The 21292-nt window shown below is 66.3% G+C and carries 16 protein-coding genes; 6 read left to right on the plus strand and 10 right to left on the minus strand.

The window, feature by feature from the left end:
• Positions 1–8 precede the first annotated feature (8 nt).
• Together HLG70_RS13010 and HLG70_RS29570 are read left to right on the plus strand one after the other, a co-directional pair.
• On the plus strand, positions 9–773 hold the full coding sequence (locus HLG70_RS13010) for a YdcF family protein (RefSeq protein WP_171663159.1): 765 nt from the start codon (positions 9–11) through the stop codon (positions 771–773).
• Complete coding sequence (locus HLG70_RS29570) at positions 770–1054, plus strand: YkgJ family cysteine cluster protein (protein WP_234103087.1); 285 nt, start codon at positions 770–772, stop codon at positions 1052–1054. Before HLG70_RS13010 ends, HLG70_RS29570 begins: the two co-directional genes overlap by 4 nt.
• Here HLG70_RS29570 and HLG70_RS13015 read toward each other — a convergent pair.
• The 7 genes from HLG70_RS13015 to dnaE form a co-directional block, all read right to left on the minus strand.
• Complete coding sequence (locus HLG70_RS13015; RefSeq protein WP_171663160.1) at positions 1051–2217, minus strand: glycosyltransferase family 4 protein; 1167 nt, start codon at positions 2215–2217, stop codon at positions 1051–1053. The genes HLG70_RS29570 and HLG70_RS13015 overlap by 4 nt on opposite strands.
• On the minus strand, positions 2192–2917 hold the full coding sequence (locus HLG70_RS13020) for a polysaccharide deacetylase family protein (protein WP_171663161.1): 726 nt from the start codon (positions 2915–2917) through the stop codon (positions 2192–2194). The genes HLG70_RS13015 and HLG70_RS13020 overlap by 26 nt, the downstream gene beginning before the upstream one ends.
• Positions 2918–2980: 63 nt before the next feature.
• A complete protein-coding gene (locus tag HLG70_RS13025) occupies positions 2981–4108 on the minus strand; it encodes a glycosyltransferase (RefSeq protein ID WP_171663162.1) in 1128 nt (375 codons plus the stop codon).
• A gap of 28 nt (positions 4109–4136) precedes the next feature.
• Positions 4137–4889: a glycosyltransferase family 2 protein gene (locus tag HLG70_RS13030; RefSeq protein WP_171663163.1), complete on the minus strand. Its 753-nt coding sequence runs from the start codon at positions 4887–4889 to the stop codon at positions 4137–4139.
• Positions 4886–5734: a polysaccharide deacetylase family protein gene (locus HLG70_RS13035; RefSeq protein WP_171663164.1), complete on the minus strand. Its 849-nt coding sequence runs from the start codon at positions 5732–5734 to the stop codon at positions 4886–4888. Before HLG70_RS13035 ends, HLG70_RS13030 begins: the two co-directional genes overlap by 4 nt.
• Positions 5731–6831 carry a glycosyltransferase family 4 protein gene (locus HLG70_RS13040; protein WP_171663165.1) on the minus strand — a complete coding sequence of 367 codons (1101 nt, stop codon included), beginning with the start codon at positions 6829–6831 and terminating at the stop codon, positions 5731–5733. The genes HLG70_RS13035 and HLG70_RS13040 overlap by 4 nt, the downstream gene beginning before the upstream one ends.
• Entirely contained in the window at positions 6831–10322 is a 3492-nt protein-coding gene (gene dnaE / locus HLG70_RS13045; protein WP_171663166.1) for a DNA polymerase III subunit alpha, read from the minus strand. Before dnaE ends, HLG70_RS13040 begins: the two co-directional genes overlap by 1 nt.
• 139 nt (positions 10323–10461) lie before the next feature.
• Here dnaE and lpxO point away from each other — a divergent pair, with 139 nt between their 5' ends.
• Complete coding sequence (lpxO, locus tag HLG70_RS13050) at positions 10462–11361, plus strand: lipid A hydroxylase LpxO (RefSeq protein ID WP_171663167.1); 900 nt, start codon at positions 10462–10464, stop codon at positions 11359–11361.
• A gap of 120 nt (positions 11362–11481) precedes the next feature.
• Here lpxO and hrpA read toward each other — a convergent pair whose 3' ends face one another.
• Positions 11482–15474, minus strand: a complete 3993-nt coding sequence (hrpA, locus tag HLG70_RS13055) for an ATP-dependent RNA helicase HrpA (RefSeq protein ID WP_171663168.1) — start codon at positions 15472–15474, stop codon at positions 11482–11484.
• A gap of 274 nt (positions 15475–15748) precedes the next feature.
• Here hrpA and argA point away from each other — a divergent pair, with 274 nt between their 5' ends.
• From argA to HLG70_RS13070, 3 genes are all read left to right on the plus strand, one after another.
• Positions 15749–17107 carry an amino-acid N-acetyltransferase gene (gene argA, locus HLG70_RS13060; RefSeq protein ID WP_171663169.1) on the plus strand — a complete coding sequence of 453 codons (1359 nt, stop codon included), beginning with the start codon at positions 15749–15751 and terminating at the stop codon, positions 17105–17107.
• 104 nt (positions 17108–17211) lie between these two features.
• A complete protein-coding gene (locus tag HLG70_RS13065; RefSeq protein WP_105238082.1) occupies positions 17212–17484 on the plus strand; it encodes an oxidative damage protection protein in 273 nt (90 codons plus the stop codon).
• 152 nt (positions 17485–17636) lie between these two features.
• The gene (locus HLG70_RS13070) at positions 17637–19586 is read left to right on the plus strand and encodes a phosphocholine-specific phospholipase C (RefSeq protein ID WP_171663170.1); all 1950 of its coding nucleotides are present in this window, start codon (positions 17637–17639) and stop codon (positions 19584–19586) included.
• A 90-nt stretch (positions 19587–19676) separates the two neighbouring features.
• Here HLG70_RS13070 and phoU read toward each other — a convergent pair whose 3' ends face one another.
• Both phoU and rpiA read right to left on the minus strand, forming a co-directional pair.
• Complete coding sequence (gene phoU / locus HLG70_RS13075; protein WP_171663171.1) at positions 19677–20405, minus strand: phosphate signaling complex protein PhoU; 729 nt, start codon at positions 20403–20405, stop codon at positions 19677–19679.
• A gap of 167 nt (positions 20406–20572) precedes the next feature.
• The gene (gene rpiA, locus HLG70_RS13080) at positions 20573–21253 is read right to left on the minus strand and encodes a ribose-5-phosphate isomerase RpiA (protein WP_171663172.1); all 681 of its coding nucleotides are present in this window, start codon (positions 21251–21253) and stop codon (positions 20573–20575) included.
• Between the last annotated feature and the right edge of the window lie 39 nt (positions 21254–21292).

The raw sequence follows: 21292 nt of genomic DNA on the forward strand, positions 1-21292 counted from the left end.
GTCTTGAAATGACCTTTTCCAGCTATCTCACGAATCTGATCATTCCCTACAACTTGTGCGTGACCCTGGTAGTCATCGGACTGGTGCTGGCGCTGTTCCGGCTCCGCAAGACCGGCGGCGCCATCATCGCGGCGGGTTTGCTTTGGGCGCTGGCCTGGTCCCTGCCCATCACGTCGATATGGGCCGGCGGCGCGCTGGAAAGCCGCTACCCGCACTTGCCGCCATCGGAGTCGCCAACGGCCGACGCCATCGTGGTGCTGGGCGGCAATACCGCCAACGGACGCGCCAATTGGTTCCTGCCCTATGACAAGGACACCGCCGTCGTGCGGGTGGACACCGCGGCCCAGCTCTACCTGGCCGGGCGCGCGCCCAAGGTGCTGCTGTCGGGCGGCGCTCTGGAAGGCGACGTCAGCGAAGCCCGGGGCATGGCCCACTCCATCCGCCAGCAGGGCGTGCCCGAAACGGCGCTGATCCTTGAGAATTCCAGCCGCACCACCTACGAGAACGCGGCCCTGACCGAAGACCAGCTCAAATCCCGCGGCATCGGCAAAGTCCTGCTGGTGACCTCCGCCCTGCACATGCCCCGCGCCATGGCCGCTTTTTCCAAGCAGGGCGTGGAGGCCATTGCCGCCCCCGCCCCTCCGCAGATCGTGCCGCCCGCGGACGGCTCCCTGCCCCTGTGGCTGCCCGACCAGCGCACGTTCGACGCCAGCCGCTCCATCCTCAAGGAATACGCGGGCCTGTTTGTCTATTGGCTGCGCGGGTGGGTATGAGCCTGGCGGCCGCCCCCGTACCGGACTGTCGGACGGGATGCGGGGCGTGTTGCATCGCGCCATCCATCACCCGGCCGATTCCGGGTATGCCGCAAGGCAAGCCTGCCGGCGTTCCCTGTATTCAACTATTGCCGGACATGCGCTGTGCAATCTTCGGCCAGCCGTCCCGGCCGGATTTCTGCGGCGGACTGCAGCCCCAGCGCGAAATGTGCGGCCCGGACCGCGAACACGCGATCCGCTGGCTGGATGACCTGGAGCGCGCAACAGCGCCCGGCCATTAGGAACGGGGTGAATTCCCCGCTTTTTCCACCAGCACCTTTTCATACAGGGCCTCATAGCGCGAGGCCACCGTTTCCCAACTCTGGGCCCGGGCGATCTCCAGGCCGCGCGCGGTCAGCGCGGCCCGCAGCTCGGGTTCCGAACCGAGTCGCTCCAAAGCTTGCGCCAACTGCGCGCCGTCGCGCGGGTCCTGCAGGATGAGCGCGTCCCGGTCCGCCGACAGGTATTGCGCAAATCCGCAGTAGACCGGGGAACTGACCACCACGGGCAGGCCGTGGGACATGGCCTCCAGGGGCGCCATGCCGTAACTGTCGTTCAGGGTGGGATGGGCATAAATATCGGCCGCGGCGAAATACTGGGCAACGTCGGGGGTGGGCTCGACCAGCGTGACTCGGCGGGCGATGTCGCCGGCGGCCCGGACACGGTTGCGCACGGGCTCATCGGCCCCCACGACCAGCAGCTTGTAGCGCGGCGGCAGCTGCGCCAGGGCGTCCAGCAAGGCAGGCAGGCCTTTGCGCAGCGGATTGCGCGCAACCAGCAGACAGCCAATGGTGTCCCCGTCCCAGCCCAGCCGGGCGCGGGCCGCATCGCGTCCGCCGGCCTGGACGGCCGTGGGCAGCTTGACGCCCGGCGCGATGATGTCCACCACCAACTGCTCGCCGTAGCTGCGGTGCAGCTGATCCATGATGAGGCCGGACACGGCCACCACGCGCCGCTTGGGCGTCTTGCGAATACGCAGTTTTTCCAGCAGCAGGTAGGTGGCCAGGCGCGGGCTGAGCCAGGCAGTCAGGCGCTGCAGCGGCCTGACCCGGGTGACGCGGTTGTAGCGCACCGGCGTCACGTGCATGACCTGGATCTCTCCAACCCAGCCGTTCATGTGCGAATGCACGATGTCGTAGCGTCCCCGCGTGAGACGATCCGCGCGCCAGGCAAAGTGCAGCACCCGCATCCAGCTGGGCAGCCAGCCGGGAAAGCGCACCGGCAGGAAGTCGAACGGCAGGTCGCTGTCGAAGTCGCGCGCGACGACGGACACGTCGTGGCGCTGGCCCAGCACTCGCATCAGTTCCACGCCATAGGCTTCGGCGCCTCCGAAACGATTGCCGAAACGGTCAACCAGAAGCGCAATGCGGAGCCGCCGATCACCGGCGCCGGCGGGAGTCTTCATACCGGGTCAGACACTTCTGGAGGAAACGGATGATGTTGGTGGAGCGGGCCACCGTCACCCGCGGCAAGCCGAAAGGATCATCAGACGCCGCCGCCAGGCCGCGCTGAGTCAGCGTGGCATTGTGATAGCCGGCTTCGCGCGCCATGGTTCGGTGTTCCGGCCCCTGGTGGCCGTACGGATAGCAAAGGGCGGTGACGGGCTCGCCCAGAGCCTGTTCCAGTTCATTCTTGGATTCGACGATCTGGCGCCGCGCATCTTCCAGAGGGATCTTGGGCAGGTCGACGTGGTCCAGGGTATGCGAGCCGACCTCGTTGCCGGCCCTGGCCCATTCGCGCATTTCAGCCACTGTCATCAGGGCCGAGAACGGGATGCCCTTATCCAGGTCCCATACATTGCCGCCGTCGAATTGGCGCGCCACGAAATAATTGGTGGCGGTAAATCCCAGTTCACTCAGCACCGGCATCGCGTTGTGATGGACATTGCGATAGCCGTCGTCGAACGTGATGCCGAACACCTTGCCCTGCCGCTCGCCACGCACATAAGGCATCACGTCGCGCATGGACAGGCCGCGATAGCCCAGCCGGCGCATCCAGCGCATCTGGCGGGCAAAACTATCGGGGTGTACCGTCAGTCCGCGAAACGGCGTGCCCTTGGGGTTGGGCATGCCGATCTGGTGATACATGAGGATGGGGATGGACATGGGGCAGATTATAGAGGGTCAGCCCCCCGCCGCCATCCTTGTCCCCGCCCCGGCCCGGCATGCTCAAGGCGCCGTGCGCGCCAGGCTCAAATAGACCTGTTCGGTGCGGCGGGCAAATTGCTCCAGCCCGAATTCCGCCACGCTCTTGGCCCGTGCCGCTGCCCCCATGCGCTCGACGCAGCCGGGATCATCCAGTATCCCGGCCAGCACACCGGCCACCGCTTCGGGATCGCGCTTTGGCACGATCCAGCCGTCGACACCCGCCTCGATGTTCTCGGGCAGTCCACCCTGATCCGACACGATGACCGGCAGCCCCATGGACATCATCTCGCGGCAGGCGAATGAGATGGTCTCGACCCGGTAAGAAAGCACGAAGCCCAGATCCAGCGCCGCCAGAAACGGGCGCACATCATCCAGCACGCCGGCGAAAATCACCCGGTCGGACATCTTCAAGGCTTCCAGCTCCTGCTTCTGCTCCGCGTCGGGCGCGGCGCCGGCCAGGGCTATGTAGACGCCGGCGGCGCGTGGTCCGAGCTGGACCACGGCTCGGACCATGTCCATCCAGCCCTTATAGGAATTCGTACCGGCATTGCTGCCTAGCAGCAGCGTGCATTTGGCCGCGTGCTCTCCCAGCAATCTGGCGCGCGCGACACTTGCGCTCGCCTCGGTCCACGGCGAGTAGCGCTCGATATCCACACCGTTGGCGATGGTGGAGACAGGCCTGGCAGCATACGGAGAGGCGTGCAGCATGCGCTCCACGAAGTCGCATACGCCAATCACGTGATCGGTGCCCACACGCGTGCGCAGTGCGGCGCCGATGTACGAAATGGGAATGTCATTGTGCTTGGTCAACACGATGCGCGGCCGACGCTTCCCCAGGCCCATGCAGGCCAGGATCACCGTGCGATGGTCGGAAGACCCATTGACATGGACCACGTCGATCTGCTGCGCGAGGATGACACGCCGCAGGGCGCGCGCGGCCGCCAGGCGCTTGCCCAGCCTGCTCGGGTAATCCTGGGCCACTACGTGCACGCCCGGCACGCCGCCGGCCAGCCGGTGCAGGCTGCTGCCCCCAGGCACGGCGACGGTCAGGCGATGACGCTGCGCCAGGGCGCGCAGCAACGAGACAACGTAAATGGTGTGGCCGCCAATCGTCGTACCGCTGTGATAGTTCGTATAGAGAATATTCATTGGGTAAGAGCACAATGGCGCGCAGGAATCACTTGCCGCGGTTAGTCAGGAACATGAGCTTGGCGTAGCGCAGGAAGCTGCCCATTGCCGCGGTCACGGCCAGCACCAAGCCATGGCGGCCATCGAGAAAGCCGCGCCGGATCAGATAGATCCGCACGAACGTCCAGAATCCGTGGCCCAGCGCCCCGAAGATCGAGGTGCGCCTGCCCTTGGCATACATCATCGCGGCCGCGTCGGACGAATAGCGATTGATCTTGGTGACCAGCGCGTCCAGGTTGTCGTACGGGTAGTGATTGAAATAGCCTTGCAACCGCAGAGGCTGGCCGTTGGCCGGCACCACGCGCTCGTGCACGGCGGCGTCGGTGAAGCGCGCCGTGCCGCGCTTGAACAGGCGCAGCACGTAGTCAGGCCACCAGCCGCTGTGGCGGATGTCGCGGCCGCAGAAGTTCGACAGCCGAGCGATCTCGTAGGCATCGCCGCGCGGGTCGCGCAGCACTTCCTGGATTTCCCGGGCCAGTTCGGGGGTGACGCGCTCGTCGGCGTCGATCGACAGCACCCAGTCGCCCGTCGCCAGATCCAGCGCGCGGTTTTTCTGAGGCCCGAACCCCGGCCAGTCGGACGTCGTTTCCACCCGCGCGCCCAAGGCTTGCGCCAGCTCCACCGTACCGTCGGTGCTGCCCGAATCCACCACGATGAACTCGTCCGCAAACGCCACGGACTTAAGGCAGGCGGCGATATTCGCCGCTTCATTCTTGGTGATGATGATTACCGATAACTTCATCCGCGATTCCTAAGACGCTTTTTCCAGGCCTTCCAGGCGTGATAGCGCGGCCCCCAGAATGGGTCGCGCGACAGCCAGATGCGCCGGTTCAGCCAGGCGCCGCCCTGATTGCGCACCGCAAAACGATAAATGTGCTCAGGATCCGCACCCGGGATGTTCTGCCCGAAAGGATCGGTAGTGTACAAATGCCGGAATCCCGCATGCCGGGCCGCGGCCACATAGTCCGCATCGAAATAGCCCTGGGGCCAGCAGAGATGGTCGCTGACTCCGCCCAGCCGGCGGACCAGCGCGTCGCGGGAATCGTGCAGGTCCTGCGCGATGCGCTCGCGCTTGGCGCTCACGTCGGCGCCGCAGACCTTGTCCCAGCGCGTGTGGGTGTGCGTGTGGGAATGGAATTCGAAAGTGCCGGCGGCCTGCATGGCCTCGATCTCGCTCCAGCGCAACATGGCCTCGTCGGCGCGGCCCGCCGCCACCAGCTGCTTGCAGGCGTCATGATCGGGCGTGGCCGGCAAGGGGCCGTCTTGCCCCGCGTGCGGCCGCGGCGGACCGTCGCCGATCCAGCCCGTGATGGTGAACAGCACCGCGCGCATGCCGTGGCGCGCCAGCACCGGATGCGCGTGCACCCAGTTGTTCAGATAGCCGTCATCGAAGGTGATCAGCACGGACCGTTCGGGGACGCTGTCTCCTGCCAGGTATCCGGCGAACTGCGCCGCGGACAGCGACTGGTAGCCCGCAAGCGCCAGCCGCGCAAGCTGCGCCTCGAATACTTCGGGCGTCGCGGCGATCATGCCGCCGGCCGGCGTGACGTGGTGATACATCAGCACCGGAACGTTGGGCGCGTTCATCTCCGACGCTCCGCCAGCCACTTGGTATAGAGGGCCTCGGTGGTTTCGGCCAGGCGGGCGGGCGAAAAAACCGCCTCTTCCCAGACCATCTTGCGGCCCGCCTCGCCCATGCGCTGGCGCAAGGCGGGGTCGTCGATCAGGCGCTGCAAGGCTTCGGTCAACGCGGCAGGATTCTTGGGCGGGACCAGGATGCCGGTCTCGCCATCGCGGAACATCTCGGACACGCCGCCGACATTCGTGCCAACCACGGGCAGGCCGCTGGCCTGCGCTTCCACGTAGACCGTGCCGGAGGCTTCCTGTTGCGTCGCCAGGGCGAAGAGGTCGAAGCCCGCCAGCAGGTTGGGGACATCGCGCCGCGTACCCATCAAGTGGATGCGGTCCTGCAGCCCGCGTTCGGCCACATAGGCCTGGGTCTGCTCGAACACCGGCGATCCGGCGCCGATGAACACCAGGTGCAGATTGGGCCGGGTGGCCATGAGCGGCACGATCGCGTCGATCAGGTCCTTGTGGCCTTTGGTGGCGCGCATCACGGCCACGCAGCCCACGACGATGTCGTCGTCGGCGAGGCCCAGTTCTTCGCGCAAGGTGGAGCGCTCGACCGGCGCTGGCAGCACGATGGGCGAATACACGGTTGCCACCTTCTCGCGCGCAACACCCCGGGTGATCAGGTACTCGCGCACGTGATCGCTGACCGTCGTGACCCTGTGCGGAAGGACGGTGTACGACCACAGCGACCCGACTTTGTTGGACAGGTGGCGGGTCCGCACGATCAGCGGCGTACCGACGAGCCGGCCGGCGGCCGCGGCGATCACGGTATCGCGCCGGCTGTGCGTGTTGAGCACATCGAAACGCCCTTCTCTGAGGATGTTCCGGACGGCCGCCACGCCTTTCATGTAATTCACGGGCCCCCACATATCGAGGGCATGCACGGTGAAGCCGGCATCGCGAAGACGTTCGGTCAGCTGCGCCTTCGGCTGGCAGATCGCTTCAAGATGATGCCCGCGCGCGCGCATCGCGGTCATCTCCTTGAATATCCGTCCTTCCTGTCCGCCGAAGCTGGTGGCTGCTTCCGAGTGAACGATACGCAGGCTAGACATTAATAAGTGACCTCCACTCCGTCGGGCTTGGTCCAGTCGTTCAGGTTCGCCAGCAGCGTATCAGCCATGCGAACGCGCCATTCTTCCCCGAGCCGGACCGTGCATAGAAAATTGTTCTTGGTATAGACGATATCGACCGGCACGCCCGGAATGCCGTTTTCGGGCTCGGCGCGGAACGGATTGAGCATCTGGCGCAGGCGGGCGGCGTCGGCGCCGCCGTTGAGCTTGACGCGCAAGGACTTGGCCCGCGCCTCGCGGGCCAGCTGCAGGTCATAGAGCTGCTCGGCCACGATGCGCATGCCGCCGGAGTAGTCGTCGTTGCTGACCTTGCCCTGCACGATGACCAGCTGGTCTTCGCGCAGCCGGTTGCGGTGCTTTTCGTAGAGCTCGTTGAAGACCGATATCTCGACCTGCGCGGTGCCGTCGTCCAGCACGGCGAAGACCATCTTGCCGCGGCGGGTCATCATGACGCGCACGCTGGCCAGCACGCCGCACATCCATTGGAGGTCGCGCTGCGGTTCCACGCGGACAAGCTGCATCGGCACGATGCGGCGCACTTCGTCGCGCCACGCGTCGAACAGGTGCCCGCTGTAGTAATAGCCCAGCGCGGACTTTTCTTCCGTCAGCTTCTTGTGCAGGTCCCAGGGCGCGACCTTGGCCAGCTCGCCCGCCACGACGTCGCCGCTGTCATCGCCGAACAGCGAGGACTGGTTGGCGCTGCGGGCAGCCTGCTCCGCCGCTTCCATGGCGGTGGGAACAGAGGCCAGCATCGCGGCGCGGTTGGGTTCGATGGTGTCGAAAGCGCCCGCCTTGATCAGGGCCTCGATGGTGCGGCGGTTGACCGCCTGCTTGCTGACGCGGCGGCAGAAGTCGAACAGGTTGAGGAACGGGCCGCCTTCCTTGCGCGCGCGCAGGATGTCTTCGACGGCGCCCTGCCCCGTGCCTTTGACCGCGCCCAGGCCGTAGCGCATCGTGCGCGGCGGCCTGCCCTTTTCGGTGTGCTTGTCGGCGACGGGTTCGAAGCGGTAGCCCGAGAAGTTCACGTCCGGCGGCAGCACCTCGACGCCGTTGTCCTGGGCGTCGCGGCAGAAGATCTGGACCTTGTCGGTGTCGTCCATATCGGACGACATGGTGGCGGCCAGGAATTCGGTCGGGTGATAGGCCTTGAGCCACGCCGTCTGGTACGAGATCAGCGCGTACGCGGCCGAGTGCGACTTGTTGAAGCCGTACCCGGCGAACTTCTCCATCAGGTCGAACAGCTTGACCGCCAGGTCGGGATCATGGCCCTTTTCCTTGGCGCCCTGCTCGAAGAGCTCGCGGTGCTTGGCCATTTCCTCGGGCTTTTTCTTGCCCATGGCGCGGCGCAGAAGGTCGGCGCCGCCCAGCGAATAGCCCCCGATGATCTGGGAGATCAGCATCACCTGTTCCTGGTAGACGATGACCCCGTAGGTGCTCTTGAGCGTGCTTTCCAGGTCGGAGTGGAAGTAGTCCACCGCGGCGCGGCCGTGCTTGCGGTTGACGAAGTCGTCCACCATGCCCGACTCCAGCGGCCCCGGCCGGTACAGGGCCAGCATGGCGATGATGTCTTCGAACGTGTTGGGCCGCAGCTTCTTCAGCAGTTCCTTCATGCCGCGCGATTCCAGCTGGAACACGGCGGTGGTGTTGGCGTCGCAGAGAATCTTGTAGGCGGCCGGATCGTCCAGCGACAGCGCCATGACGTCGAAGTCGCGCTTGTCTTCGTTGAACTGGCGCACGTAGCGCACCGCCCAGTCCAGAATGGTCAGGTTGCGCAGGCCCAGGAAGTCGAACTTCACCAGGCCGGCGGCCTCGACGTCGTCCTTGTCGAACTGCGAGACCGCGCTGTTCTCCTGCCCCGGCTGGCAATACAGCGGGCAGAAGTCGGTGAGCTTGCCGGGCGCGATGAGCACCCCGCCCGCGTGCATGCCGATGTTGCGGGTCAGGCCTTCCAGCGGCTTGGCCAGGTCGACCAGCGCGCGCACTTCCTCTTCCTGCTCGTAGCGGTCCTTGAAGGCGGGCTCGTCCTTCAGGGTGCGTTCCAGCGTCCAGGGATCCATCGGGTTGAACGGGATCAGCTTGGACAGGCCATCGCAGAACATGTAGGGCATGTCCAGCACGCGGCCGGCATCCCGCACCACGGCCTTGGCGCCGAGCGTGCCGAAGGTGGCGATCTGGCTCACGGCCGCGCGGCCGTACTTTTCCTTGACGTAGTCGATGACCCGTTCGCGGTTGTCCTGGCAGAAGTCGATATCGAAGTCGGGCATGGAGACCCGCTCGGGATTCAGGAAGCGCTCGAACAGCAAGTCATAGCGGATCGGGTCCAGGTCGGTAATGCCCAGCGCGTAGGCCACCAGCGAACCGGCGCCCGAACCGCGGCCCGGCCCCACCGGCACGCCGTTGTTCTTGCCCCAGTTGATGAAGTCCTGCACGATCAGGAAGTAGCCCGGAAAGCCCATCTGGATGATGGTCTTGCACTCCCAGCGCAGGCGTTCGTAGTACTGCTCGCGCTTGGACTCGCGTACGGCCGCCTCCGGGAACAGGAACTCCATGCGCTTTTCCAGCCCCTCTTCCGACAGCTGGACCAGATAATCGTCCAGCGTCACGCCGTCGGGGGTCGGGAAGTTGGGCAGGCGCGGCTTGCCCAGCACCAGGCTGAGGTTGCAGCGCTTGGCGATTTCCACCGTGTTGGCCAGCGCCGAAGGCACATCGGCGAAACGCCGGGCCATTTCCTCGGAGCTGAGCAGGTACTGTTCCTTGGTGAACCGGCGCACGCGGCGCGGATTGGCCAGGATTTCGCCTTCGGCGATGCAGACACGGGCTTCGTGCGCCTGGAATTCGAATTCGTCCAGGAACTGCACCGGGTGCGTGGCCACGACCGGCAAGCCGGCCTCGCCCGCCAGCCGCATGGCGGCCTGGCAATAGGCTTCGTCGCCGTCCATGCCGGCGCGCTGCAATTCAATGTAATAGCTGCCCGGGAACAGATGGGCCCACTGGCGCGCCAGCGCCAGCGCCGACACGGCGTTGCCGGCGTCCAGCGCCTGTCCCACGTCGCCCCCGCGGCCGCCCGACAAGACGATCAGGCCGTCCAGCCCTTGCAGCCACTCGCGGCGGATTTCAGCGCGCCCCTTGCCCTGGTTCGTCAGGAAGGACTTGGAGAGCAGTTCGCACAGGTTCAGGTAGCCCTGGTGGTTGCGCACCAGCAACAGCAACCGGAAAGGCTTGGTCTGGTCCTCGTCGTTGGTGACCCAGACATCGCAGCCCGCAATGGGCTTTACGCCGGCCCCGCGCGCGCCCTTGTAGAACTTGATCAGGCCGAACAGGTTAGACAGGTCGGTCAGCGCGACGGCGGGCTGGCCCAGCTTGGCGACGCGCTTGATGAGGTCGGGGATACGCACCGTACCGTCCACCACCGAGAACTCGGAGTGGATGCGCAGGTGAACAAATGGGGGCGGAGTTGTTACGGCTTCGGACATTGCGGAATTGTACTAGGCCTGTTGTCACTATAAGGAGCCATCAAACCCGGCCGCTGGGGTTTTCCCGAGGGGTCTCGGCGGTCCTTGTGGGACAATACTTGCTGTTCCGCACTACCTCGTACCAGGTCGAGATTTACGTATGAAATGGCTAATCCCCGGGATCTGGCTTGCCGCCATCCTGTTTGCGCACTTCCGCGGTCGCGTCAAGCTGCCTCTGGGCCGGCAATTGCTGGACCACTCGGTGCTGCTGGCGCCCATCAACGCCTTCATGGTGCTGACATCGCGGGTGCCATCCACCCCCTACCTGACGACCAGCGAAATCGCCGAGCTCAAGGTGCTGGACGACCATTGGGAGACGATCCGCGAGGAAGCCGTGCAAATGGCGGAGTTGCGTCGGATCAAGGCGGCGGAAGAGCATAACGACATCGGCTTCAATTCCTTTTTCAAGTACGGCTGGAAGCGGTTCTACCTGAAGTGGTACGACGCCCGCCACCCGTCGGCGGAAGAGCTCTGCCCCAAGACCGTCGCCATCCTGAAGACCCTGCCCAAGGTCAAGGCCGCGATGTTCGCCGAACTGCCCCCGGGCGGCCAGTTGAACCCGCACCGCGACCCGTTCGCCGGGTCGCTGCGCTATCACCTGGGCCTGGTCACGCCGAACGACAACGGCTGCCACATCATTGTCGATGGCGAACACTACAGCTGGCGCGATGGCGAAAGCGTGGTGTTCGACGAAACCTATGTGCACGAGGCCTACAACAAGACCGACCAGAACCGGATCATCCTTTTCTGCGACGTGGAGCGTCCCCTGAAGTGGCGCTGGGCTGAAGGTTTCAACCGCTGGTTCGGCCGCGTGGTCATGTCGGCCGCCAGTTCGCCCAACGACGGCGGCGACCAGACCGGCGCCATCAACCGGCTGACCCACGCGCACTGGGTGATCGACCAGAAGCGCAAGGCATTCAAGGCCTGGAACCGGACCGCTTACAAGGCCACCAAGTACGGGCTGATCATTCTGCTGATCGCCGGGTTCCTGGCTCTGTAAAAGGCCCACGCCGCACATGCTCCGCGTGCTCGCAGCCCCCTTCCTAGGGGGCTTTCTTTTTCTTGGGGCGGCCTGGCGAAAAAAAGCCGCTGAAAAGCGGCCTTTCTTCTCCCGCGCCGGCTAGCGCTTCAATGACTCCCAGCTCTTCATCAAGCGCTTGACCGAAACCGGCATGGGCGTGCGTAGTTCCTGCGCAAACAACGCCACCCGGAGTTCCTCCAGCAGCCAGCGGAACTCATCGAGCCTGGGATCCGGCGCCCCCTTGAGCGCCCCTCGCGCCCGCTGGTATTGCGTGACCAGCGGCGCCATTTCCGCCACCAGCTTCGCATCGCGCGCCGGATCGGCGCGCAGCTTGTCGATGCGCGCCACCGCCGCCTTCAGATAGCGCGGGTAGTGCGACAGCTGGGCATACGGCGTGTCGCGGATGAACCACTTGGGCATCAGCGCGCCCAGTTGCTGCTGCAGGTCCGCATAGGCGGCGGCATGCGGCTTGGCCTGCGGGAGCTTGCGCTGGACAGCCGCATACTCGGTCAGCACCGCGCCGGCCAGCCTCGCGACCTCCTGGGCCAGCAGCCCCAGCCTGCCCTTGCCTTCGGCGCGCCGGGCGTCGAACTGCTGCTCGTTCACCGGCCACGGCTCGGCCAGGCAGGCCTGCCCCAGCGCGCAATCGATGATCTGGTCGCGCAACTCTTCCTGCGTGCCCAGCGTCATGTAGAGCATGCTGATCTTGGTCAGGTCCGCCAGGTTCTTTTCCAGGAACTTCACCTGTTCGCGCAGCCCCAGCCGGAACAGCTTGAGAAGACCCGCGCGGTGCGCCTTGCGCGCCTCGTCCGGGTCGTCGAACACATCCAGGTCGCAGTGCGCGCCGCGGTCCACCAGCGCCGGATAGCCGATCACGGACTGGCCGCGCCGCTTGATCTCCATGATCTCCGGCAAGGGGCCAAAGGACCAGGTAGTCAGGTTTTCGTGCGCCAGCGCCTGGGCAACCTGCGTATCGCTGGCGGCCAGCTGCTGGAAGGTGGCCTGGGCCTGCTTGCCGAACTCGGCCCGCAGCTGCGCCAGGTTGCGGCCGGCGGCCAGCATGCGGCCATGTTCGTCGACCACGCGGAAGTTCATGAACAAGTGCGCCGGCAGGGTCTCCAGCTTGAAATCCCCCACCGCGGGGCGCACCTGCACCTGGTCCCACATGTCGGCAATGATCGCGTCCACCAGCCCTTGCTGGGGATCGGCCTGCCGTTCGAACCAGCGGTCGTAGAAGCCCGCCGCGTAATCCGGCAGCGGCACGCAATGGCGGCGCAGCTTCTGCGGCAGCGACTTGAGCAGCAGATGCACCTTTTCCTTCAGCATGCCGGGGACCAGCCATTCGCAACGCGCCGGGTCGATCTGGTTCAGGGCGAACAGCGGCACCGCCAAGGTGACGCCGTCGCGCGGAGAACCCGGCTCGAAATGGTAGTCCAGCGCCATCGACACGCCCTGCCACTCCACCTTCTTGGGGAAGACATCGGTCGTCACGCCGGCGGCCTCGTGGCGCATCAGCTCGTCGCGGGTCAGCATCAGCTTGGCGGCCGACGCCTTGTCCAGACCGTTGACCCATTTCTCGAGCGACGCCGTCTGCGAGATGTCCGCAGGCAGCTGGCGGTCGTAGAACGCGTGGATCAGTTCGTCGTCCACCAGGATGTCCGGGCGGCGAGTCTGGTGCTCGAGCTTTTCGATGCCCGCGATCAGCTTGCGGTTATGCGCCACGAACGCCAGGCGGGTGTCGATATCGCCGGGCACCAGCGCCTGGCGGATGAAGAGCTCGCGGGCATGCGTGGGATTCACGCGGCCATAGTGGATGCGCCGGCCCGTGTAGATGGTCAGGCCGTACAGCGTGGCCCGCTCATTGGCCACGACCTGGCCAGCCTTCTTTTCCCAGCGCGGGTCCGACCAGTTCTTGCGGATCAGGTGGGCGCCCACCTTTTCCAGCCACACCGGGTCGATGCGCGCCACGCAGCGCGCGTACAGGCGCGTGGTCTCGACCAGTTCGGCCGCCATGATCCAGCGGCCGGCCTTCTTCACCAGGCGCGAACCCGGGTGAATGTGGAAGCGGATCTCGCGGGCGCCCTGGTAGTGGCCGCCCTCGTCGCTCTTGAAGCCGATATTGCCCAGCAGGCCGGACAGCAGCGCCAGATGCAGCTGCTCGTAGGTAGCTTCCACCTGGTTGACGCGCCAGCCCTGTTCGCCCACCAGCGCCGCCAGCTGCGTATGCACGTCATGCCACTCGCGCAGGCGGATCGGCGACAGGAAGTTCTGCCGCAACAGGCCCACCAGCTTGCGCTGGGACCCCTTGTGCTGCACCTGCTCGCCGTACCAGCGCCACAGCTTCAGGAAGGAGATGAATTCCGACTTGTCGTCGGCAAACTTGGCGTGCGCCGTCTCGGCGGCCTCGCGCTCCTGCATGGGGCGGTCGCGCGCGTCCTGCACCGACAGGGCCGAGGCGATGATCAGCATCTCGGCCAGGCACTGGTGCTCGCGCGCCGCCAGGATCATCCGGCCGATGCGCGGGTCCACTGGCAGCTTGGCCAGCTCATGGCCGGTCTGCGTCAGCACGAAGGCCGCGCCGGTGCGCGCCGCGTCCCCGTCGTCGTCGGAGGCCGACGCCAGCTCGATCGCGCCCAGCTCCTGCAGCAGATGGTAGCCGTCGGCCACCGCGCGTCCGGGCGGCGCCTCGACGAAGGGGAATTGTTCGATATCGTCCAGCTTCAGCGACTTCATCCGCAGGATGACCGACGCCAGCGACGACCGCAGCACTTCGGGGTCGGTGAAGGCCGCCCGGTTGTTGAAATCCAGCTCGTCATAGAGCCGGATGCACAGGCCCGGCCCCACCCGGCCGCAGCGGCCGGCGCGCTGGTTGGCCGAAGCGCGGCTGATGGGCTCGATGCGCAGCTGCTCGACCTTGTTGCGCCAGGAATAGCGCTTGATGCGCGCCAGCCCGCTGTCGACCACGAAGCGGATGCCCGGCACCGTCAGCGAGGTTTCCGCCACGTTGGTAGCCAGCACGATGCGCCGCGCGTTGCCGCGCGGATGGAATATCTGTTCCTGTTCGGCCTGCGACAGGCGCGCAAACAGCGGCAGCACCTCGGTGCCGGCCGGATGGCGCTTGCGCAGCGCTTCGGCGGATTCGCGGATCTCGCGCTCTCCGGGCAGGAACACCAGGACGTCGCCCGGGCCGTGCCGGGCGCACTCGTCCACGGCGTCCACGATGGCGTCGATCAGGTCGCGCTCTTCGTCGCCCGACATGCGCTCGCGGTCGCGGCCGGGCTTGGCCGGCGGCGTGCCCTCGCCCGCGGCCGGTTCCTCGCGCACGGGCCGGTAGCGGACTTCCACCGGGTACAGGCGGCCGGACACCTCGATGACGGGCGCGGGCTTGTCCTCGGACGCGCCGAAGTGCCTGGCGAAGCGGTCGGCGTCGATGGTGGCCGACGTGATGATCAGCTTCAGGTCCGGGCGCCGCGGCAGCAGCTGCTTCAGGTAGCCCAGCAGGAAATCGATGTTGAGGCTGCGCTCGTGCGCCTCGTCGATGATGATGGTGTCGTAGCGGCGCAAGAGCGGATCGCGCTGCGACTCGGCCAGCAGGATGCCGTCGGTCATCAGCTTGATGGACGCGTTGGGGCCGGTGCGGTCGTTGAAGCGGACCTGGTAGCCGACCACCTCGCCCATGGGCGTATTGAGTTCTTCGGCGATGCGCTTGGCCACCGAGGTTGCCGCCAACCGGCGCGGCTGGGTATGGCCGATCATCTTCTGGCGGCCGCGACCCAGCTCCAGGCAGATCTTGGGCAGCTGGGTGGTCTTGCCCGACCCGGTTTCTCCGCTGACGATCACGACCTGATGGCCGGCGATGGCGCGCGCGATCTCCTGGCGCCGCGCGCTGACGGGCAGGTCTTCGGGGTAGTTCACGACGGGAATGGGCCGTTCGGGTCGCGGCGCCGGGCGGCTTTCGGCCCGGGATCTCGGCCGGGCCTCGTTCGCCGGGGCGTTTCCGCCCTCTTTCCTGGGTTCGTTCCGGGGTTCGTTCCGGCCTTCGGCGTGCGGCACGGGCTTTCTTGGCGCCCGCGGGCTGGAGGATTCAGGCATGTAGGATTTATCCAATTAGCCTGCCATTATAAATTTCCGGCGGACTTCGCGCGCGGCCGGGCCCCGAAGGCGCTTTCTGGCCATCCGCGCGCCTGCACCCGGCCAGGCGCTGAGATCCTGTGGGGCGTCCGCAACAAAGCGCGCCACGCGTGCCAATGGCCGCCGGGCTGCGCGGCCATATAATTCCGCCTAGCGCCGCCCTCCCGGCGGCGCACGCGGCACAGCCCGTCGGCTTTGCCGTCCCGCGACCCCATAGGACCTAGCAACGCACATCATGCCCGACCTGGAACCAGACACCGTCTCCGCCCTTGAAGCCCCCGAATTCGCCGCCGCGCAGTTTGTGCGATGGTTCCGAGATGTCGCTCCCTATGTGCATGCGTTCCGAGGCAAGACCTTCGTGGTGGCGTTTGGCGGCGAACTGGTGCAGGCCGGCGCGCTGAACGCGCTGGTCCAGGATCTGTCCCTGCTGTCTTCGCTGGGGATCCGGCTGGTGCTGGTGCATGGCTCGCGTCCGCAGGTCAATGAACAGCTGCGCCTGAAGGGCTACACCCATCAGTTCGACCGTGGCCTGTCCCCCACCGACGCCGCCGCGCTGGAATGCGCCAAGGAAGCCGCCGGCGAGATCCGCCTGGACATCGAGGCGGCGTTCAGCCAGGGGCTGCCCAACACCCCGATGTCGCACGCGCATATTCGCGTCATCTCCGGGAATTTCGTCACTGCGCGCCCCACCGGCGTGCTGGACGGCGTGGACTACAAGCACACCGGCCAGGTGCGCAAGATCGATGTCGAGGCGCTGAAGTTCGCCATCGAGAAAGGCTCGTCGGTCGTGCTGCTGTCGCCGCTGGGCTTCTCGCCGACCGGCGACGCCTTCAACCTGGCCATGGAAGACCTGGCGACCAGCGTCGCCGTGGCGCTGCGCGCCGAGAAACTGATCTTCCTGTCCAGCTCGCAAGGCGTGCTGAACGAAGACGGCACGCTGGACACCGAACTGGCGCGCGTCGACGCCGATGCGCTGCTCGCGGCCGGCGAACTGGACGAAGAAACCCACGCCTTCCTGCAATACGCGTCGCTGGCGGTCAAGCGCGGCGTGGCTCGCGCGCACCTGCTGCCATTCGAACTGGACGGCAGCGTGCTGCTGGAAATCTTCACCCATGACGGCGTGGGCACCATGGTGGTCGAAGACACGCTGGACGACCTGCGCGCCGCCACGATCGACGACGTGGGCGCCATCCTGAGCCTGATCGAACCGTTGGAAGCCGACGGCACCCTGGTGCCGCGCCCCCGCAGCGTCATCGAGCGCGATGTAGAGAATTTCACCGTGCTGGAGCACGACGGCGTGATCTACGGCTGCGCGGCCCTGCATGCGTTCGCAGACGAGCAAATGGCCGAAATGGCCTGCCTGATCGTGCACCCGGAATGGCAAGGCTCGGGCGAAGGCGAGATCCTGCTGCGCCACATGGAGTCCCGCGCCCGCGCCGCGGGCGCCAAGCGGCTGTTCGTCCTGACCACCCGGACTTCGCACTGGTTCATGAAGCGCGGTTTCGTGCAGGGCGGGATCGCCGACCTGCCCCGTGAAAAGCAGAATAACTACAACCGTTCCCGCAATAGCCTGGTCTTCATCAAGAAGCTCTAGGACCCGCCTGGCGGGCCCTATCCGCAGAGGCAGAAGGGGCTTGGCGCCCAGTGGACGCCAAGCCCGCTAAAATGTGGCGTTATTTATCTTTCCGGCAGCGAACCATGGCCCGTATCGTCAACTGTGTGAAATTGAAGCGTGAAGCAGAAGGGCTGGACTATCCGCCCTATCCCGGCGAAGTCGGCACGCGCATCTGGCAGAGCATTTCCAAGGAAGCTTGGGAAGATTGGAAGGGTGTGCAAACCCGCCTCGTGAACGAGAACCGCCTGAACCTGGCGGACGCCCGCGCGCGCAAGTACCTGCAGCAGCAAATGGAACGCTTCCTGTTCGAAGACGGCAGCGTCGAAGCCGACGGCTACGTTCCGCCCTCGGCCTGATCCGGCCGCGCCGCTTCTACGCGGCGCCACGTTCCAGAAGCCCCTCGCATGCGAGGGGCTTCGCATTTGGACGCAGCGCGAGCACACTTGCCGCGCGCGCCTCCCGCGACTGGCCTTAAGATTCGAATATTGCAGGCCGTATTAATGCTGTCATGAAAGAAGAATCGCGCTCGTCCATTCCTGCCGACCCGTCCCCGACCATCAAGCGCGCCCTCGAGATCGAACCCGATCGCAAGACAGGCACGCTGCAAGACGTGCGCCACGTCGTGATCCTGATGCAGGAGAACCGGTCCTTCGACCATTATTTCGGCTCGCTGCCCGGAGTGAGGGGCTTTGCGGACCCGCATCCCACGCCCACGGCGACGGGCACCGTCATGACGCAGGCGGATGGCGCCGCGCGCTGCAGCCCTTATGCGCTGCAGTCGGAATACGCGAGCGACACGCCGGTGGGCTACATCACGCCGCACACCTGGGACGACGCGCAGCGCGCATGGAACGACGGCCGCATGGACCAATGGCTGTCCGCCAAGAGCCGTCTGGGCATGGGCGCCTACCAGAGCGCCCACGTGCCGTTCCAGACCGCGCTGGCCAACGCCTTCACCCTGTGCGATGCCTACCACTGCTCGATCCACGCCGGCACCAACCCGAACCGGCTGTTCCTGTGGACGGGCACGAACGACCCGCAGGGCCAAGCCGGCGGACCGGCCCTGGTCAATACCTTTGACCGCCTGGGCCCCGCCGGCGAAGGCTATGCCTGGACCACCTATCCGGAGCGTCTGCAAGAGGCAGGCGTGGACTGGCGCATCTATCAGGACATGGCGGACAACTATCACGACAATCCGCTGGCCGGCTTCAGGCAGTACCGACGGCAGCATGCCGAAGGCGGTGCCAACGCTCCCTTGCGCGACCGCGGCCTGTCCACCCACACGCTGGACGACCTGGCGCGCGACGTCGCCCAGGGCACGCTGCCGGCGGTGTCATGGATCATCGCGCCCACGGCCGACTCCGAACACCCCGAAGTGTCGTCGCCCCGCCAGGGCGGCGCCTACACCGAGCGCGTGCTGGACATACTGACCCAGCATCCCGACACCTGGAGCCGCTGCGTGTTCTTCGTCACGTACGACGAGAACGACTGCTTCTTCGATCACATGCCGCCGCCCTCGCCGCCGGCGCGTCACCCTGACGGCCAGTCGGGCGGCCTGTCCACCGTTGAACTGGACGGCGAATACCACGACGCGCGCCATGGCCCCAGCGCCTCCACCCCGGATGACCCGCCCGGCCTGCACGGGCGCAGCTTTGGCCTGGGCCCGCGCGTGCCCATGCTGGTTGTGTCGCCCTGGAGCCGGGGCGGCTGGGTCAACTCGCAAGTGTTCGACCACACCTCGGTGATCCGCTTCCTGGAAGCCCGGTTCGGCGTAGCCGAGCCGAACATCAGCGCATGGCGGCGCGCGGTGGCGGGCGACCTGACCTCGGCCTTCGACTTCACCGGAGACCGGGGTTCGCACCACCCGGACAGCAATCGCCACGCCTGCCCCTTGCCCTATGCGCTGGAGGCCGTGGGGCGCATGACCGCCGACGGCGAGCACTATCGCCTGACCTTGCGCAACCCGGGCAGCGCGGGCGCCGTCCTGCATGTCTACGACCGCAATGCGCTGACGCAGCCGCCACGGCGCTATACGGTGGGTGCCGGCGCGCGCCTGGACGACGGCTGGCGCCTGGCCGGTGGCGGGGCGTATGACCTGTGGCTGCTCGGCCCCGACGGTTTCCACCGGCAGTTCCGCGGCGACGCGCAGGATGCCGGCTTGCTGGAAGCGCAACTCGTGCCGGTGACCTCGGGCCTGCGGCTGCGGCTGATCAACCACGGCGACACGCCGCAGCCGGTCAGGCTGGAATCGCGCATGAACGACGGCTGGCGCGCGATGGCGCACGTGCCGGCGGGCGGCGCGATGGAGCTCAAGTACGCCGGCTGCGAAGGTTGGTACGACCTGGAGGTTGGCGCGCCCGCGATGCCGGCTTTCGGACGCCGGCTGGCGGGCCGCATTGATGCCGGCAAGCCCGGTGTGCCGGACCCGCGTCTGTGCCAGGGCCTGGCGCCGCTGTAGCGCCAGCCGTTCCAGAAACGAAAAACCCCAGGGCTTGCATGCGCCTGGGGTTTTTTCATGGCGGGGCGCGACCGGGGGCCGCGCTTTGCACTACTGGCCCGACGCGTCGTCGGACTCTTCCTCGCCGCGCGCCAGGCGTTCGGTGTTCTTCACGCCGGTATGGCGCACATCGGCGCCCTTGACCATGTAAATCACGCGTTCGGACATGTTCTTGGCGTGGTCGCCGATGCGTTCGAGCGCGCGCGCGACGAAGATCATGTCGATGGCGCGCGAAATGGTGCGCGGATCTTCGATCATGTAGGTGATCAGGTGGCGCAGCGCGCCCTTCCATTCCTTGTCCACTTCCTTGTCGCTGCGCACGACGGCGGCGGCCAGGATGGGGTCAAGGCGGGCAAACGCGTCCAGCGCCTGATGCAGCATGGTGCGCACATTGGCGGCCATGTGACGCAGTTCGATCACGGGGATATGGCGCAGTTCGCCTTCGTGGATGCGGCGGGCGACGGTGGCGACCTTCTCGGCCTCGTCGCCGGAACGCTCCATGTCGGTCAGCATCTTGGAGACGGCCATCAGCATGCGCAGGTCGATGGCGGTGGGCTGGTGCCTGGCCAGGATGCGGCTGATGCTCTCGTCGATCTCGACTTCGTGGCGGTTGACTTCCTTTTCCCGCTCGCGGACTTTCTCAACCAGCGACAGGTCGCCGCTGGCCAGCGCGTCGATGGCCTCCTGGATCATGGCTTCCACCAAGCCGCCCATTTGCAAGAACTGCGAACGGACGCTTTCCAGATCGGCGTCGAACTGCTTGTTTGTATGCTCCGTCATCCGGGCTCCCTGCGTGGTTGATCTCATTGCATTGCCCCGAAATAGAAGAGTTACGAGATGGGCCTGCACAACCGGCAAGGTTATGACCCAAGTGTGACAGGATTATGAATGGGGGGGCCGCCGCCCGCAAGGCGGAGCGGCGGCGCACCACAAGGGAGCCTGGCGCCTCAGTCGCGGCGATCCAGCCGGCGGATGCCGTTCTGGGTGGCCAGCAGCGCCACGTCGGCGCCTGGCAGCGAGAACAGGCCGCAAGTCACGACGCCGGGCAGGTTGTTCAGGCGGGCTTCGAATGCGGGCGCGTCGGCGATCGACAGGCCGGACACATCCAGGATGACGTTACCGTTGTCGGTGACGAACCCCTCGCGCAGGCGCGGCTGGCCGCCCAGCGCGGCCAGCGCGCGCGCGACCGATGCGCGCGCCATCGGAATCACTTCCAGAGGCAGCGGGAACTTGCCCAGGGTCTGGACCAGCTTGGACTCGTCGGCGATGCAGATGTAGCGGTCGGCCACCGAGGCCACGATCTTCTCGCGCGTCAGCGCGCCGCCGCCGCCCTTGATCATGTGCAGGTTGGCGTTGATCTCGTCGGCGCCGTCCACGTAGATCGGCATGCTCTGCACGTCGTTCAGGTCCAGCACCTTCAGGCCATGACCGGCAAGGCGTGCCGCGCTGCGCTCCGAGCTGGCCACCGTCCCGCCGATGCGGCCCTTGAAACGCGCCAGGCCGTCGATGAAGAGATCGGCCGTGGATCCGGTGCCCACGCCGATGATGACGTCCGGGCCAGCGACCTGTTCAACGTAGTCCAGGGCGGCGTCGGCGGCTTGCTGCTTGAGTTCTTGCTGGGAGAGCATGGCGGTGGAGAATGCGGGAAAGTTGGTTGAGCCAGGAAA

This window comes from Achromobacter deleyi (assembly GCF_013116765.2).
GTDB lineage: Bacteria > Pseudomonadota > Gammaproteobacteria > Burkholderiales > Burkholderiaceae_B > Achromobacter > Achromobacter deleyi_A.

Excerpts from the sequence above, each read along its gene's own strand:
- HLG70_RS13070 (WP_171663170.1), top strand. The coding sequence starts at position 17,637 with ATGAAAGAAGAATCGCGCTCGTCCATTCCTGCCGACCCGTCCCCGACC.
- lpxO (WP_171663167.1), top strand. The coding sequence starts at position 10,462 with ATGAAATGGCTAATCCCCGGGATCTGGCTTGCCGCCATCCTGTTTGCG.
- dnaE (WP_171663166.1), bottom strand. The coding sequence starts at position 10,322 with ATGTCCGAAGCCGTAACAACTCCGCCCCCATTTGTTCACCTGCGCATC.
- hrpA (WP_171663168.1), bottom strand. The coding sequence starts at position 15,474 with ATGCCTGAATCCTCCAGCCCGCGGGCGCCAAGAAAGCCCGTGCCGCAC.
- HLG70_RS13010 (WP_171663159.1), top strand. The coding sequence starts at position 9 with ATGACCTTTTCCAGCTATCTCACGAATCTGATCATTCCCTACAACTTG.
- HLG70_RS13025 (WP_171663162.1), bottom strand. The coding sequence starts at position 4,108 with ATGAATATTCTCTATACGAACTATCACAGCGGTACGACGATTGGCGGC.
- HLG70_RS13040 (WP_171663165.1), bottom strand. The coding sequence starts at position 6,831 with ATGTCTAGCCTGCGTATCGTTCACTCGGAAGCAGCCACCAGCTTCGGC.
- HLG70_RS29570 (WP_234103087.1), top strand. The coding sequence starts at position 770 with ATGAGCCTGGCGGCCGCCCCCGTACCGGACTGTCGGACGGGATGCGGG.
- rpiA (WP_171663172.1), bottom strand. The coding sequence starts at position 21,253 with ATGCTCTCCCAGCAAGAACTCAAGCAGCAAGCCGCCGACGCCGCCCTG.
- HLG70_RS13015 (WP_171663160.1), bottom strand. The coding sequence starts at position 2,217 with ATGAAGACTCCCGCCGGCGCCGGTGATCGGCGGCTCCGCATTGCGCTT.
- HLG70_RS13035 (WP_171663164.1), bottom strand. The coding sequence starts at position 5,734 with ATGAACGCGCCCAACGTTCCGGTGCTGATGTATCACCACGTCACGCCG.
- HLG70_RS13030 (WP_171663163.1), bottom strand. The coding sequence starts at position 4,889 with ATGAAGTTATCGGTAATCATCATCACCAAGAATGAAGCGGCGAATATC.
- HLG70_RS13065 (WP_105238082.1), top strand. The coding sequence starts at position 17,212 with ATGGCCCGTATCGTCAACTGTGTGAAATTGAAGCGTGAAGCAGAAGGG.
- HLG70_RS13020 (WP_171663161.1), bottom strand. The coding sequence starts at position 2,917 with ATGTCCATCCCCATCCTCATGTATCACCAGATCGGCATGCCCAACCCC.
- phoU (WP_171663171.1), bottom strand. The coding sequence starts at position 20,405 with ATGACGGAGCATACAAACAAGCAGTTCGACGCCGATCTGGAAAGCGTC.
- argA (WP_171663169.1), top strand. The coding sequence starts at position 15,749 with ATGCCCGACCTGGAACCAGACACCGTCTCCGCCCTTGAAGCCCCCGAA.